Below are 15,245 nucleotides of genomic sequence, written 5' to 3'. Positions count from 1 at the left end.
TCAGTTATAAAGATAAGAAGTCTTTAAACTGTTGAAGAACACGTTCCGCAGTGTCCTTATCTTGCATTTCTGCAAAAATACGCAGTAGTGGCTCAGTACCAGAGAAGCGGGCGATGATCCAACCGCCATTCTTGAAGTACACTTTCGCACCATCTTCGTAGCTGACTTTTTCAATATCGAACTCAAACTCAGGCAGTTGTTTTTCAACATATATCTTGTTGAACAGGACTTCTTTTTGCGCTGGTTTGAATTTGCAATCACCTTCTGCCATGTACGCGTAGCCGTACTTACCGTAGATTTCATCTAGCAACTCAGACAATTTCTTGCCTGTTACTGAAATCATTTCAACTAACAAGCTAGACGCGAAGACGCCATCTTTACCTTTGATGTGGCCACGAATGGTTAGGCCGCCAGAGCTTTCCCCTCCAATCAGTGAGTCATCCGCTTCCATTTGAGAACTGATGTGCTTAAAGCCTACTGGTACCTCAAAGCATTTTTCACCGTGGTCTTCAGCAATTTTATCGAGAAGATGAGTCGTCGCGATGTTACGTACCACGGAACCTGTCCAACCTTTGTACTCCAATAAGTAATAATAAAGTAGAATCAGGACTTCATTTGGATGAATGAAGTTACCTTTTTCGTCAATAATACCAAGACGGTCCGCATCGCCATCGGTACCGATGCCAATATCGTAACCTTGCTCTTTTACTAGGTGCATCAAACGGTAGAGTGTTGCAGCACTTGGCGAAGGCATTAACCCACCGAAGTCTGGGTTTTTTCCATCGTTAATCACATCAACGTCACAGCGGCCGTTGATTAATACGGTTTGCAGCGCATTTTTTGCGACACCGAACATCGGGTCAATCAAAACGCGTAGGTTGGCTTTTTTGATCGACTCGATATCAATAAAGTTAATGATCGAATCTACGAATTCGTTCATCGGGTTGATAATTTGAATCAGCTTATCTTCAACCGCTTGTTCAAAATCGACACTTTTTACATCTTGTGCAGTGAGCGTATCGATTTGTGATTCGATTTTTTGGGTGATGATTTCATCTGCATCACGACCGCCTTCAATGAAGACTTTAATGCCGTTGTAATCGGCCGGGTTGTGCGATGCCGTAATACATGCCGAGTAAGCGCAGCCCATTTCCTTCGCTTTAAACATTACGATAGGCGTTGGAACAAACTTATCTATAAAGCTAACGACGATGCCGTTTGCTGCTAAAACTTCGGCAAACCAACGGCCAGCTTTGTCAGACAGAAAACGTCGGTCATAGCCAATGACAAAGCCGCGATCAGCAACAGATTCGTTATTCGTAATGTTTGCAACTGCTTGAGCAACCAAACGAACATTATCTTTAGTGAATTCTTCACCGATAAATGCACGCCAACCGCCTGTACCAAATTTGATCATGATTCGATCCTCGATAAGAGCGGCATCCCACCGTCTCTTAAATCTTTGCTAGCGAACCGATGCACTCACCAAACTCAAGTGCATCGGATAAATCAAAAGGGGAGAAGCTATCCCCTAAAAGATGATTAACCTAGAGTAACGATAACTTCGTTTACTGAACCTTCCGCTTGAACTGGTACTGATGCGCCAGTGATAGCTTCGCCGTTCAGAGTGATAGATTTCACGCCTTTGCTGACTGAATCAGGGTTAACAACTTTGATGTTGTAAGTCGCGCCTAGCCACTGACGAGTGACTTCAAATCCAGGCCAGTTAGTTGGAATACATGGATCGATAGTTAGACCATCAAAACCTGTGCGCACACCAAGGATAAAGTTGGTCACTGCGAAGTAAGCCCAACCAGATGTGCCAGTTAGCCATGGGTGGTTTGCACGACCGTGATCTTGGTGGTCACGACCCATGATGAACTGTACGTATGAGTAAGGTTCTGCAATGCGTTTTTCTATTATGTCGTTTTGGTTGTATGGGTTGAGTGCATCGTAGAACTTCATCGCACGGTCACCACGACCTAATTTCGCTTCAGCTACCCAAGCCCATGGGTTTGGATGCGAGAAGATTGCACCGTTTTCTTTTACGCCTTGGTAGACGCGAGTGACGAAGCCGATATCATCGTTTGGCGTAGCGAATGATGGCGAGTTTAGGTGAAGGCCGTATTCAGAGAATAGATTTTCGTCGACTGCGTCCATCGCTTTTTCGCCGCGCTCTTGAGACACCGCACCAGACAGCACCGCAAGTGTGTTTGACTCAAGGTGTATACGACCTTCTTTTTGCTGCGCAGTACCGATCTTGTCGCCGTTTTTCGTTAGACCACGGATATACCAGCCGCCTTCTTCGTCCCAAAGGTGTGTTTCACACGCTTCGCGAACGTTTGCCGCCATCTCGGTGTATTTCTCAACGTCAGCGTCTTTGCCTAGGTATTTTGCAAGGTCGATAAACTCTTGTAGCGCCCAGAAGTGTAGGAAAGACACCATTGAAGACTCGCCGCCACCTAGGTTTAGACAGTCGTTCCAGTCGGCACGTAGACCTTTACAGATGCCCGTTTGACCCACGTATTCAGCTGAGAAGTCTAGCGCAGCTTTCATGTGGTCATAAACGCTTGCATCGCCGCCATCTGCGTAAGGGATCACTTCGTCGAAGAAGCTGTGCTCACCCGTTTCCATCACGTACTTACAGATGGTTGGAATTAGCCATAGATGGTCATCAGAACACGTGTCTTCAATACCGTGGATCTTGTCTTCATCAGATGGAGTAGGAACAACTGTTGGGGATTTCGATGGTTTAACATCCGCTTTTTCTGGATCGAACCAGTCTGGATCGAATAGGTGTAGACCGTAACCCGCTTTCACTTGGCCGCGCAGTAGGTCAACGATACGTTTGCGCGTCATTGCTGGGTTAGCGTGAGGAACTGAGATTGCATCTTGCGCTGTATCGCGGTAACCAAGACCAGTACGACCACCCACCTCAATGAACGAAGCAAAACGAGACCACACCACACAAGTTTCTGCTTGGTACAGTGTCCAAGCATTGATCATGGTATCTAGACCTTCGTTTGGTGATTTCACTTGGAACTTGCCACAACGCTCATCCCAGTGTGCTTTGATCCCCTCAAATGCATTGTCGACTTCTGCAAGGTCTTGGTACTTAGCACGTAGACGCTCACCGTTGCCTTTACCGATACCTAGAATGTAAGCAAAACGAACTTCTTCACCCGGTTGGATAGTGAATTGCTTGTGCAGAGAGCCACAGTGGTTGTAACACGTTTGCGCTGTGTTGAAACACTTACCTTGTTCTACCGCTAGCGGGTTTGCTTCGTCACGGTATAGGCCAAGGAAGCTGTCACGTTGACCGTCGTACGAATCTGGGTCAAACGTTGAAGCTAGGTAGTAGAAACCTTCGAAATCGTTCGTGTTGTAGTACAGGTCGTACTCAATCACGCCTTCGTTGTATGACGTACCAGCAGAGTACAGAGACATCTGATGGTTCTGGTTATCAGATTGAATGTGGCTGAATGAGAACTCAACAAATGAGAATGCGCTGATCGTACGTGGTTTGTCAGAGGTGTTCTTGATGACCACATCCCAAATTTCCGCGTCTTCGCCTTTTGGTACAAAGAGCGTTTTGGTTGTGCTAATGCCGCTGTATTCACATTTGAACTTAGAGTACGACAAACCATGACGAACTTCGTAGTTCGCTTCGTCTAGGCTTTTGGCGACTGGTTGCCAAGAGATTGACCAGTAATCACCCGTCTCATCATCACGTAGGTAAACGTAGTGTCCTGGGCGATCGAATGTCGCATTTGGACGGAACTTAGTAACACGGTTGTATTCTGGAGAGTTGTAGAACGAATAGCCACCTGCGTTATGCGAGATAACGGTACAGAATTTTTCTGTACCTAGGTAGTTGGTCCAAGGAGCAGGTACATCAGGGCGAGTAATGACGTATTCACGATTCTCGTTATCGAAATAGCCGTATTTCATTTGTGTCTTTCCTTTTTACAAAGCTGCGTCTGCAGCCAAAATTTAAAAACTCTTCAAGCGTGATGCTTCTACATCAGCTCTGTATTACTTCCACGGTTTACGGTAATTCACTCCCTGCAAATCAAGCAGCGGTAGGTGTCCTTTCAAACGTGATAAATAGTCGGTCCAATCTCGGTGTTGTTTGTCTGTCCAACATGCTTCTGCCATTGCGGTTAAGCGCGGGAAGACCATGTAGTCCATACGAGACTGGTTGTTGATGATTTCGCACCACAATGCTGTTTGAATGCCCCAAATGCGTTTACGTATTGGATCGTCGGCTGGCACTTCAGCGAGTGGTTCATAGTTGTAAGCTTTTTCTAGCGGCAACGGGTTCGCCCAATCCACGCCCGGTTCTTCTGGTGCGTAGTCTTGGGTCATATCTAGGTAGGTGGTTTGTGCCGGTTGTAGCACCACATCGAAACCTTGGCGCGCGCAGTTCAATGCCGCTTCTTCGCTTAACCACGAATAGATCACTGTGTCTTTGCTGACTTTGTCGCCATGCTGTGCTTCTTCCCAGCCCAGCATGCGTTTGCCCAATTTACGAAGTTTGTCTTCGGCATGACGCAAGAAGTGCCCTTGCAACTCTTTGTAGTCGCTGTAACCTTGTTGCTCCATTAGGGCTTGGCACGCAGGGCTTTTTGACCACACGCCGTTCGGTACTTCATCCGCACCGATATGAACATAAGGGGCAGGGAACAACGCGGAGACTTCTTCCAGCACTTTGTCGATAAACTCATAGCTCCCCGGCAGAGCTGGGTTAATGACGTTGTCGTTGTAATGCTGAATGCTGCGGTATTCGGTGGTATCTTCTGCTTCTACCAATAGGTGTGGCAACGACTTGATGGCAGCTCGGCAGTGGCCTGGTACATCGATTTCAGGGATAACAGTGATGCCTCGTTTAGAAGCAAATGCAACCACGTCTTTGATGTCTTCTTGAGTGTAAAAACCGCCGTAACGCTCAGCAAGGTGCGTGTACTGTGGCTCATTGGTTTCATCCAGCCCACGCCATGCACCAATATCGGTTAGTTGAGGCAATGATTTGATCTCAATTCGCCAACCTTCATCATCGGTAAGGTGCCAATGGAATGTATTGAACTTGTAGTGAGCCAACTGGTTGATCAAACGTTTGACTTGCTCAACGGAGTGAAAATGGCGAGCACAATCTAGCATCATACCGCGGTAACGAAAACGAGGTCGGTCTTTGATTGAACAGCAAACCACTTCCATTGAGGCTGGTTGATCGCCAACTTTGATCAGTTGCAATAACGTTGCACAAGCATGGGTAAAACCAGACGAAGAGCCTGCTTCAATTTTGATCGACTCTTCTGCTACCTTCAGCTTGTAAGCGCCTTCATCCAAGGTTGGGTTGCCTTTGAAGATGATCTGACTGCCATTGTCTGATGCGAACTCAAATTGATGAATGCGCTTAAGCTCTTCAAGTAACCACTCTTTAGCTGAATTGGCTAGGTTTGAATAAACCGCAACGCCAGCTTGATGATTAAAGCTAAAGCAGTGATCGCTGACTTCTATATGGTTTGGTTTTGGCAATAAAGGCTGCGCATGCGTCAAGCTGGAAGGGATCTCACTACGTTCACGGTACGGTGAAGCCAATACGATCGGCGTGACATCGACTTGAGCTCGCTGAAGGTTGCCGTTGACTTCAAAGTTGACCAAGGCTTCATTGAATCCATCAGAATAGTAACGGAATGGGTTCGAACCAATACTGAACTCGCAGTAAAAATGATGGTTAGCTGCCAGCACCAACCCTTCTGGTTTGAGAGTGCAATAGCTGCCAATTTGCTTGAGCTGACCATTCGAAATACTATCCGGCAGAATGTAGCGATCAAAAGCAAAAATCAGGCTCCAATTGTGGAGATCTTGATCGCTTAAATTATGAAACGTCAGTCCAAAACGGCAGTTTTGCTTTTGCTCTGATAGGACGACGAGATCAACACGATATTCCATATCTACTCCTACGCCGCATTGAGCGAGTAAAGGTTGTGTTCAGGCTTACCTGCAAACATAATTGCGCCTTCAATCGCGTCAAACTGTGGTTCAACAACCCATTGCTGAACGGGTGGCGAAAGCCAACGTAAAATACGTTCAGCAATGCTGCCCATTAAACAAATACGCGTTGCGCCGCGCTTGTTTAATGCCACGAGAAACATTTCTATATCAGCTGCAGTTTGCTTCAGCATCTCAATTGCCAGTGCATCACCTTGTTCTGCATGTTGGAAAATTGCAGGAGAAAACTGCCCATAATCACGAGGAAGCGCTTGTTTAGACCAAGCCACCACGTTATCAACGTCATTTTCGAAATGCGCCATGACGTGTTGTGCTAGAGGCGTTTTCTCTCTGATGCCATCTTCTGCTAACAAAACTTGTTGAACTAGGCGAAGCCCCATCACTGCGCCGCCACCTTGATCCGAAATCGGGAATTCGCGACCACCGACAACGTGCTGCTCCAATCCTTTAAGATAGATGCCACAAGAGCCTGTTCCTGCGATCATGATTGCGCCATCTTCGCCATTGTGTGCACCAACGCACGCGCCGTAAGCATCAGTATTAAGAGTCATACTGGCAAACGGATGAGGAAGAGACATGAAGGCTTGCCAAGATGCTTTGTGCTCAGCACCTGCAAGGGCTAAGCCGACGTGCATCGATGCTAAATCTTGTTGTGTCAGGCCGCCTTGCTCGGCAGCTGAAGTGATGGATTCAAGAATCGAAGCCATTGCAATTTCAGCGCCTAGCATTATGTTGGCGCTGCCGCTTTTGGCCTCGCCAAGAAAATTACCTTGTGAATCTTTAATCCTGGCTCGACATGACGTGCCGCCACCATCGATACCAACAAAATACATCCCCATGATTATTGTTCCTTAATATTTTTAGAGGTTGCCAACTGAGAAATATGCTGAGCTTGACTCATTATCGCGAGTAAGTACCAAGCGCCATGCGGGATCCATTGTTCGCCCCAGCGCCAGTTTTGTAACATGTCGTCTTTTTGTGCTGGTGGGTTAAATGCGATGTCTTCCTCGTCTTCAAAGCCGCCAGTGATTCCGTTACACACACCGCCTTTAGCGTTGAAGAAACCATATTGAGGAAGGTAATCAGGGTTGTTACGACCGTGGCCATCAAGCATGCACATGTCGTATGGGTTTAAGCCTACAATCCAGTTCAATGCATCTTGAGCAAACACGGAAAGTTGTTGCTGTATTTCTTGCGACGCTATATGCGGTTGAGCAAGATACGCCATGGTCGCGAGTGAGCCCAATCGAGCATTCTCGCCTTGCCACCAATAGCCGGATTCATTGTTGTGTGCGACAAAAAATGCATCGCGTTTTGACTCATTTACGCCTTTAACATACTGGCGAGGGTAACCGAATGGGTTGGTCACTTTATTCGATATTTTGATCTCAAATTCACACGCTCGGTTAACGATGCGTTTTACCGATTCTGTCTGTACGGAGTCGTCTTCAATTGCTAGGTATTCGCATAGGGCAATAACGGGTAGACCTGCTTCGGCAGCGTGAAAGTATGGACGACTGCCGTCTTGGTTTGCTGACCAAAAGTGTTGAATCTGCTCGTCGCTCATTTGGCGGGCAACTAAGCGTTGTGTCCACCAACGGCTCTCTTCCAAGTAGCGAGTTTCTTTGGTGGCTTTAAACAGTTCTACACTAGCTAGTAGCGCACAGTATTCGTCGATAATGTTTTCTTCACCATCATTGAGGTACTGCGTATTATGCTCTTTTAAGTGCCAGTAACCATTTTCAGCAGCGTTGCGGTATTTCTGTTGATCGTATTCGCCGTGAACACCTAAACGCGACGCCGCGGCCAGCGCTGCGATGGCGACACCGCCACCTTGTCGAAAGCCTGCTTGGTAGTCATCAAATTTGTGACCAAGTTGCGTTTCGTAGGCACAGATTTCTCGTTGCGCAGTATCTTTGCTCCACTTATCAAAGACCGTCATGTAGAAGAAGCCTTTTTCGTTTTGCATACGAACAAGGAAGTCTGCACCGAACAGGGCTTCTTCAATAAGACGTGTACGTGTGAAGGCTGCAATGTCTTCGCTTCCTTCAAGCAATGAAAGCCCTTTTAGGATGTTCCAAACCACCATTGGGGTTTGTTGAGGGTTCAAATAATTAGCGTATGAAAGATGACTTAAATATTTGCTAACGTCTCCAGATGCGTCGTACCAGCCTCCGTGTACATCAACCGTTTGGTTGGCGTTGAGCACTGGAACTTGTCGATCTTGTTGATCGAAAATTCCACCACAATGTTGTGATTTGAAGTAGTGGATCACATCTGACAGGGTTTGATCCAACAGAATATGTTCGCCAATGGTGAAAGAGGAAGAGCGCGTATCTTCCACTTGCAGGAAATAGTCGCCTGAATCTGTGAAAGGTGAAAAGTCGATGAGATAGAAATAGCCCTGATGCCAGTTCGCCACTTTACCCTGTTCTTCAACCGCAAAAGTTGCCACGGTTTGCTCGGTAGTGGCACAAATCAATTGAGCAGTGTAAGAAGACAAGTGTGGTTGTTCGGTCTGGACAATGGCTTTCTTTGGGCCCAGATGTTCATAACCAATGTGGTTAGTCAGTAGCAGCATTCAATGTCTCCGGGAAACGATAAAACAGGAATGGGTCAGGCTGAACCTGACCCTCGTTATAATTAATCTTCAAATAAGTAACAGCGAACAAAGTGGTTCTCAGAAAGCTGAGTGACGCCTGGTAGTCGTTCGCGACATTTATCGGTTGCGTGTACGCAGCGTCCTGCAAATGGGCAGCCGACTGAATCCGGTGTCCAAAGTGGGATTTCCCCTTTGTTGCCTTTCAGCTTCTCGTGGATAGACTTCGATGGATCAGGCACAGCAGATACCAACAGTTGCGTATATGGGTGTTGAGGATCGTGAATGATTTCTTCAGTATCGCCCCATTCAACCATGTGACCTACGTACATAACCGCTAGATCTTCAGCAATGTAACGCGCCGTTGCGATGTCGTGAGTGATGTAAAGCAGAGACATTTGTTTCTCGAACTTCATCTCTTCCATCAAGTTAAGAACACCTGCACGAATTGATACGTCCAGCATTGATGTTGGCTCATCTGCCAATACCACTTCTGCACCTACAGCGATATTACGAGCTAGGTTTACACGTTGACGCTGGCCGCCAGACAGCTGATGTGGGAACTTTTGTGCGGTTTCTTTTGGCGGAATCAGACCAACTTGTTCTAGTAGGTCATACACACGCTCTTCCAGTTCCTTTTTGTTGCCTGGTGCAATCTTTTTATGGATTAGCAACGGGCGAGCAATGTGGTGAAAGATATTGTGTGTAGGGTTTAGTGAGCCAAATGGGTCCTGCCATACCATTTGTACGCCTTCACGGTATGTCATCAAGTCATGTCGAGAGGTAATATCTTGGATATCACGACCTCTGTATTCGATTACACCCTCGGTAGGTGCGTACATTTTTGCAATCATTTTAGCGGTAGTAGATTTACCAGAGCCTGATTCACCTACTACTGACAAACCGCGGCTCTTGTACATCTTGAATGACACGTCGTTGATCGCGCGCATTTTTGACTGCTTGATTGAGTTACTATTTAACGGGAAGTCCTTAACGACATGTTTACCCTCAATCAGCAGTTCGCCGAGTTGTTTGCTCATAATTCTCTCCAGTGTAATTTTGTTCTTAGCTAGCGTTATTTTTTGTTGTTAAACCTTAGCTTGAGCAATCGTGTCGCCGTATAAGTGGCAATTTGAAAAACGACCAGGTTCAATTTGACGCAGCTGAGTTGGTACTCGTGTACAAGCTTCGTGGACGCGGTCGCAGCGAGCTTGGAAGCGGCAGCCTTGAGGAATCTCTAATAGGTTCAAAGGGTTGCCTGGAATACCAGTTAATTTGGTTTTAGGACCAGTTAGTGGAGGGAAAGAGCTACCCAAACCTTTGGTGTAAGGGTGGTAAGGACTTTCCAGAATTTGCTTAGAAGGGGCAACTTCAATCAACTCACCGGAGTACATAATGCCGATTCGATCCGAGAACTCGACCATGAGTGACAAGTCGTGGGTAATGAAAAGGATCGAGAAGCCGAACTCTTCTTTCAGTGCATAGATTTTTTGTAAGATTTCACGCTGAACCACAACATCGAGTGCCGTCGTTGGCTCATCCATGATGATCATCTTTGGATTGAGAGCTAGAGCAATCGCAATGACTAAGCGCTGGCGCATACCACCAGAAAATTGGTGTGGGTAGTCATTCAAGCGGCTTGGATGAATATCAACGATTTCCAACAATCCTTCGGCGCGCTTTTTCGCTTGTTCACGTGTCATGTTGGTGTGGCGCATGATGACATCGCAAAACTGCTCTTCCATCGTAAGCACCGGATTTAATGCGTTCATTGCACTTTGGAACACCATCGACATCTCGCTCCAGCGGAATGATTGCATACGTTCATCGCTGTACTTAATGATGTCTTCACCGTTGAAGATGACCTCACCACCAGTGATGAATGCTGGCGGCTTATGAAGACGCATGAGCGAGAAAGCAACTGTGGATTTACCACAGCCAGATTCACCTGCCAGGCCAAAGACTTCACCTGGCGCAATGTCAAAGCTAACGTTGTTACAGGCGCGGACATCGCCCGCATCTGTGATGTAATCTACGCATAGGTTACGGATAGAAATTAGTGGTACAGTCATGATTATTTATCTCCGCTCCATAGTGCATTTTGTGGTGCCATTTCAGGCGCGCGCTCTTTCTTGTCTTTCTCTGCCAGTTTCTTCCAGCGTTTCATGCCTTTGTGAGAACGAAGCTGTGGGTTAGCAATTTCATCAACGGCAAAGTTAAGTAGAGCAAGACCAGTCACCAAAAGAGTTAAGGCGATACAAGGTGCTAATACTTCCCACCATGCGCCAATCAACATCGCTGATGAGGTTTGCACGTTGTAGAGCATGATGCCCCAACTGATGGTGTTGGCATCGCCCAGGCCCAAGAACGAGATTACAGCCTCAGTATTGATAGCGAGCATTACTGAGCCGATGAAGCTTGCACCGACAATCGGGATTAGGTTTGGTAAAATTTCAACGAAGATGATGCGGAATGAAGACTCGCCCAATACTTCAGCGGCTTTCACAAACTCTTTCTCGCGCAGAGCCATGGTTTGAGAACGGACAACACGTGCGCCCCACGCCCAAGAGGTACCAGCGATAATCAAGGCAATGGTGAGTGGACCTGCTTCGCCAATAAAGGCTGCCAGTACAAAGAGTAATGGGTATTGAGGGATTACCAGCATGATGTTCATCGCTGCACTCAATATGTCATCCACTTTGCCGCCGAAGTAACCTGCCGAGATACCAATGACCGTTGCTAGGAAACATACGATGATGCCAGCACCAAAGCCGACACCTAGCGATACGCGAGCACCGTAAGCCACTTGTGACCAAATATCACGACCCATACGTGAAGTTCCCAGAACGTGATCAGCCTTTTTCGACATAATCAGCGTACGACGATCATCTGCTAGATTTTTAGCTACCCAGCCATCAGGATTATTTTGCGCTTGTTTTACGACAAAGCTAGGGTATTCGTGTGGATTACCGGTTCGCTTGTCTGGCGCATGTTTCGTAAGTAAAGGAGCTGCGATCGCAACGAATACGAATACGGTAACAATACCAAGACCGATTCGAGCGAATGAGTTACCTAAAATAAGTTTGAATAGTTCTTTCATGATTATTTGCCTCCCGTACGTAGGCGAGGGTCTAGAATCATGTACAGCATGTCAGCCATTAAGTTGAAGCACAGCATGAACATCGTCATGATAATTAACTGACCTTGAAGTACTTGGTAGTCACGAGCGTGAATTGCGTTAAGTAGCACGGTGCCTAAACCTGGGTAGTTGAAAATCATCTCGATGATCAATTGGCCACCAATGGCCATACCCAAAGACATAGATAGCGCGGTTACACTTGGAAGTAGCGCGTTACGTGCGGCGTAATTGAAGACGACACGGTTCTCGCTCAGCCCTTTGCCTTTCGCCATCGTGATGTAGTCTTCGGCAAGAAGGTTGATCATGTTGTTACGCATATTGACGAGGAAGCCGCCGATCTGAACGATGGTTGCACAGAATAGAGGGAGTACTGCGTGGTAACCCACGTTTTTGATGAACTCCCAGCTTGACCAATCAGGGATAGTACCTGGCGTGTAAGCATAGCCAGATGGGAACCATTTTAGGCCAATCGCAAAGGTAAACAGCGCTAACATTGCGATAACCATCTGTGGGATAGCTTGAATGATCAATGTACCAGGTGTTACGAATGCATCGTATTTACTACCACGCTTCCATGCGGCAAAAATACCGAGTACAGAAGCGATTGAGAAAGAAAGTACAACCGCAGTACCAGCTAGGAAGAGAGACCAGCCAAATGCACTACCTAGTAAAGAGTTAACTGAAAGAGGGTAGAACTGGATTGATGTACCTAGCTCCCAACTTAGAATGTTTTTAATGTACGAGAAGTACTGAATGTAAATCGGCCCATCAACGAAACCGAGCAGTTCTTTCATTGCTGCGATTCGTTCTGGCGTCACCTGTACTGAAGCATTAGCAAACATCATGGTAACTGGGTCACCAGGCATTGCTCGCGGAATAATAAAGTTTAACGTCGCTGCAACTAAGAGCGCGACAAGATAGAACGACAAACGTCTTAAAAAATAACCCATAACTCACACCTTACTCACCCAGATTTTTTCCCTGTTTCTGGTTTCAGGTCGCTCCTAGCGAAATTTAGAGCGAAAAATCCCCTGACGACGAGCGCCACATATTGGTTTCGTTAACAAGGGATTTTTATAGGCGGCACACGGGATGTATGCCGCTTGAAATGAACTTCTACTTATTTAACTGGTTTTAGGTCCAGTACGTGAAGTAGACGCTCTGGGATACCAGCCCAAATGTTTGGACGGCCCTTAGGATTTTCTTCGTTCCACCAACCAGTGAAGCGAGTTGTGTTGTACTGATACATGTACGCGCCAGATAGCACAGGAATGGTTACTTGATCCTGAGCAATGATCTTCTGGATACCATGAGCGATTTCTAGCTGTTCTTGCTTATCAGCGGTTTTGTAGAAGCTGTTAAGAAGACCGTCTAACTTATCGTTCTTGTAGAAGTGCATTGCAAAGCGAGGCATACCGTCACCAGACTGTAGCTTCGAGTTGTAGCCGCTGTCCCAGTACAAGTGTGGATCCGCACCGTGGAAGTAGTTGGTGTAAGCAACGTCGTATGTACCTTCTAGCATTGCTTGGTTGTATACCGAGAAATCTGGAGTACGAGCACGTGCTTTAATGCCTACTTCTGCTAGTTGCTCAACAGCTAGTTGTACAGTGTTGTTAAAGTCAGTCCAACCGTTTGGCGATTGAATGAGAAGCTCGAAAGACTTGCCAGATGGTGTATCTACAAAGCCATCTTTGTTTACATCTTTGAAGCCTGCTTTAGCAAGAAGCTTTTTCGCACCTTCGGCGTTGTATGTGTTGTAACCTTTGTACTTGTTGTGCGTCTCTTCGTCAGACCAAGCTTCGAATGCGTAGCCTAGACCTGAAGCGAAGTCATTTACTGTACCGCCACCGTAGAATGCAATGTCGATAATCGTTTGACGGTCTAGCGCCATAGAGAACGCACGACGGAAGTCAACGTTAGTAAGTGCTTCGTTTTTAGCCGCGTCTGGGTTTTTGAAGTTCACTACAAACGCTTGAGTACCCGCTGGTGGGTACCAGTAGTGGTGATTCGGACTTGCTGCAGCGTAAGTGCGGTCGATGTCTGGTACGAATGAAGATGTCCAGTCCATTTCGCCGTTAACGATTTTGCCCAAGAATTGGTCGTTGTTCGCGATTTGTGGCACTCGTAGACAGTCTACATCTAGGTTATCAGCATCCCAGTAATTCGGGTTCTCACACTGAATGTATAGTTGCGGTGTAAAAGTGTCGATTTCGGTAAATGGACCACTACCTACAGGATTTTCGTTTGTGAATGTTGCTGGATCTTTCACTTTGCTCCATACGTGCTTAGGTACAACTGGTACTTTCGCAATTTCGTAAGGAACGTTTGAGTTTGCTTCGCTTAGACGGAATTTAACTTTGTAGTCGTTAACTTTCTCTACGCCAGTTACCCAAGAGTTGATACCAGACTGGTCTAGCTCTGGTTTCTCTTTAACTAGGTTGAAAGAATAAACTACGTCATCAGCGGTAAACGCTTTGCCGTCAGACCATTTTACGCCCTTACGAATATCGAAGGTCACGCTCATTAGGTCATCAGCCATGGTAAAGTTTTCTGCTAGACGAAATACTGGCGTGTTACCGTGCATTTCGTTAAAAACAACGAGCGGCTCGTAAATAAAGTCGGTTGTTGTGTGCAGGTTAGTTGCACCCAAGAAAGGGTTAAAGTTACGAACGAAAGTTGTAAACTCTTTAGGGTGGATAGTCAGTTCACTGCGTTCAGCCGCAGTAGCTACCGATGCAAAACCTGTAGTAGCCGTTGCAATAATTGCTGTTGCTAGTGCTGTTTTTTTAATATTGGCAAGCATAGCTGTTCCTTACTATTTGCTTTCATTTCACTAAATGGAATTGAATGTCATCAATTGATAAACACTCTCTAAGACCTACCTCTTGTTTATGCATTACTCATTACAACATTGAGTTTCGCCAAGAGTGGCCTGTAGGCCTTAGGCAGGAGTAAGAAAACACCTTATCCATAAAATAATCAAACTCGATTCTCGTTAAAAACGTTAAAATATCGTCACTCTCCGTTATAAACGTTATTTTGGCTAATTTTGACTAGAGATAGACCAAAAAATAAACGTTGATATGCGTCGCAGTTTATATCCTTATTAATAGTGAGTGTTAGTAATTGCTAACCTATAATCTATTTAAAATAAAAGCCTTATGATTCTCTTCCTGGTTCGGAGATCTCGCTCACATGCAGAAAATGTGTTAATTAATTAGCTAAAAATTAATCTGCCGTTCTGTTGTGATTGAGTTCGCAATCTCTGTCAATTGTTGGTTAAAAACCGTTTGTTATCTGAAAAATAGTCTCTTTTATCGACAGTTTTCTCTCATTTATTGCTCTTTTTTTATTGTGAAAATGAAGTGTTTTATTCGCTCGACTCAACCTAATTTGGGCAGGTTAGAGTGATAGAAGCGTATGTTTGGAGTGCCTACCATGGACAACTTCGTCCAGAGGCTTATTCGGCATTTTAATGTGGTAACGGTAGAG

Annotated in this window: 10 protein-coding genes; all 10 read right to left on the bottom strand. The window is 46.0% G+C overall.

From position 1 onward, the window contains the following. Positions 1-4: 4 nt before the first annotated feature. The 10 genes from J8Z23_RS12965 to J8Z23_RS12920 all read right to left on the bottom strand — a co-directional run bounded on the left by J8Z23_RS12965 (position 5) and on the right by J8Z23_RS12920 (position 14,556). The gene (locus tag J8Z23_RS12965; RefSeq protein ID WP_256956146.1) at positions 5-1,417 is read right to left on the bottom strand and encodes a phosphoglucomutase/phosphomannomutase family protein; all 1,413 of its coding nucleotides are present in this window, start codon (positions 1,415-1,417) and stop codon (positions 5-7) included. A gap of 125 nt (positions 1,418-1,542) precedes the next feature. Beyond that, on the bottom strand, positions 1,543-3,951 hold the full coding sequence (locus J8Z23_RS12960) for a GH36-type glycosyl hydrolase domain-containing protein (protein ID WP_434633823.1): 2,409 nt from the start codon (positions 3,949-3,951) through the stop codon (positions 1,543-1,545). Between the two features lie 84 nt (positions 3,952-4,035). Beyond that, on the bottom strand, positions 4,036-5,955 hold the full coding sequence (locus J8Z23_RS12955; RefSeq protein WP_395191961.1) for a beta-N-acetylhexosaminidase: 1,920 nt from the start codon (positions 5,953-5,955) through the stop codon (positions 4,036-4,038). Between the two features lie 8 nt (positions 5,956-5,963). Then, positions 5,964-6,854 carry a BadF/BadG/BcrA/BcrD ATPase family protein gene (locus J8Z23_RS12950; RefSeq protein ID WP_434633820.1) on the bottom strand — a complete coding sequence of 297 codons (891 nt, stop codon included), beginning with the start codon at positions 6,852-6,854 and terminating at the stop codon, positions 5,964-5,966. Between the two features lie 2 nt (positions 6,855-6,856). Further along, positions 6,857-8,596, bottom strand: coding sequence for a glycoside hydrolase family 9 protein (locus J8Z23_RS12945; RefSeq protein WP_434633817.1), 1,740 nt, complete (start codon positions 8,594-8,596; stop codon positions 6,857-6,859). A 62-nt stretch (positions 8,597-8,658) separates the two neighbouring features. After that, positions 8,659-9,654, bottom strand: a complete 996-nt coding sequence (locus J8Z23_RS12940) for an ABC transporter ATP-binding protein (protein ID WP_005394711.1) — start codon at positions 9,652-9,654, stop codon at positions 8,659-8,661. Between the two features lie 48 nt (positions 9,655-9,702). Continuing rightward, a complete protein-coding gene (locus J8Z23_RS12935; RefSeq protein ID WP_434633813.1) occupies positions 9,703-10,686 on the bottom strand; it encodes an ABC transporter ATP-binding protein in 984 nt (327 codons plus the stop codon). Between the two features lie 2 nt (positions 10,687-10,688). Further along, a complete protein-coding gene (locus J8Z23_RS12930) occupies positions 10,689-11,714 on the bottom strand; it encodes an ABC transporter permease (RefSeq protein ID WP_005394707.1) in 1,026 nt (341 codons plus the stop codon). A 2-nt stretch (positions 11,715-11,716) separates the two neighbouring features. Further along, the gene (locus tag J8Z23_RS12925) at positions 11,717-12,703 is read right to left on the bottom strand and encodes an ABC transporter permease (protein ID WP_005394705.1); all 987 of its coding nucleotides are present in this window, start codon (positions 12,701-12,703) and stop codon (positions 11,717-11,719) included. Between the two features lie 170 nt (positions 12,704-12,873). Further along, positions 12,874-14,556 (bottom strand): ABC transporter substrate-binding protein, encoded by a 1,683-nt coding sequence (locus J8Z23_RS12920; protein ID WP_005394703.1) that lies wholly within the window; start codon positions 14,554-14,556, stop codon positions 12,874-12,876. Between the last annotated feature and the right edge of the window lie 689 nt (positions 14,557-15,245).

This window comes from Vibrio sp. SCSIO 43086, assembly GCF_051132235.1.
GTDB classification, from domain to species: domain Bacteria; phylum Pseudomonadota; class Gammaproteobacteria; order Enterobacterales; family Vibrionaceae; genus Vibrio; species Vibrio diabolicus.
This window is presented reverse-complemented; position numbering and strand designations above follow the sequence as displayed.

What these genes read in the sequence shown, in the direction of transcription:
- J8Z23_RS12955 (WP_395191961.1), bottom strand. Translation starts at nt 5,955, where the DNA reads ATGGAATATCGTGTTGATCTCGTCGTCCTATCAGAGCAAAAGCAAAAC.
- J8Z23_RS12935 (WP_434633813.1), bottom strand. Translation starts at nt 10,686, where the DNA reads ATGACTGTACCACTAATTTCTATCCGTAACCTATGCGTAGATTACATC.
- J8Z23_RS12945 (WP_434633817.1), bottom strand. Translation starts at nt 8,596, where the DNA reads ATGCTGCTACTGACTAACCACATTGGTTATGAACATCTGGGCCCAAAG.
- J8Z23_RS12940 (WP_005394711.1), bottom strand. Translation starts at nt 9,654, where the DNA reads ATGAGCAAACAACTCGGCGAACTGCTGATTGAGGGTAAACATGTCGTT.
- J8Z23_RS12920 (WP_005394703.1), bottom strand. Translation starts at nt 14,556, where the DNA reads ATGCTTGCCAATATTAAAAAAACAGCACTAGCAACAGCAATTATTGCA.
- J8Z23_RS12950 (WP_434633820.1), bottom strand. Translation starts at nt 6,854, where the DNA reads ATGGGGATGTATTTTGTTGGTATCGATGGTGGCGGCACGTCATGTCGA.
- J8Z23_RS12965 (WP_256956146.1), bottom strand. Translation starts at nt 1,417, where the DNA reads ATGATCAAATTTGGTACAGGCGGTTGGCGTGCATTTATCGGTGAAGAA.
- J8Z23_RS12930 (WP_005394707.1), bottom strand. Translation starts at nt 11,714, where the DNA reads ATGAAAGAACTATTCAAACTTATTTTAGGTAACTCATTCGCTCGAATC.
- J8Z23_RS12960 (WP_434633823.1), bottom strand. Translation starts at nt 3,951, where the DNA reads ATGAAATACGGCTATTTCGATAACGAGAATCGTGAATACGTCATTACT.
- J8Z23_RS12925 (WP_005394705.1), bottom strand. Translation starts at nt 12,703, where the DNA reads ATGGGTTATTTTTTAAGACGTTTGTCGTTCTATCTTGTCGCGCTCTTA.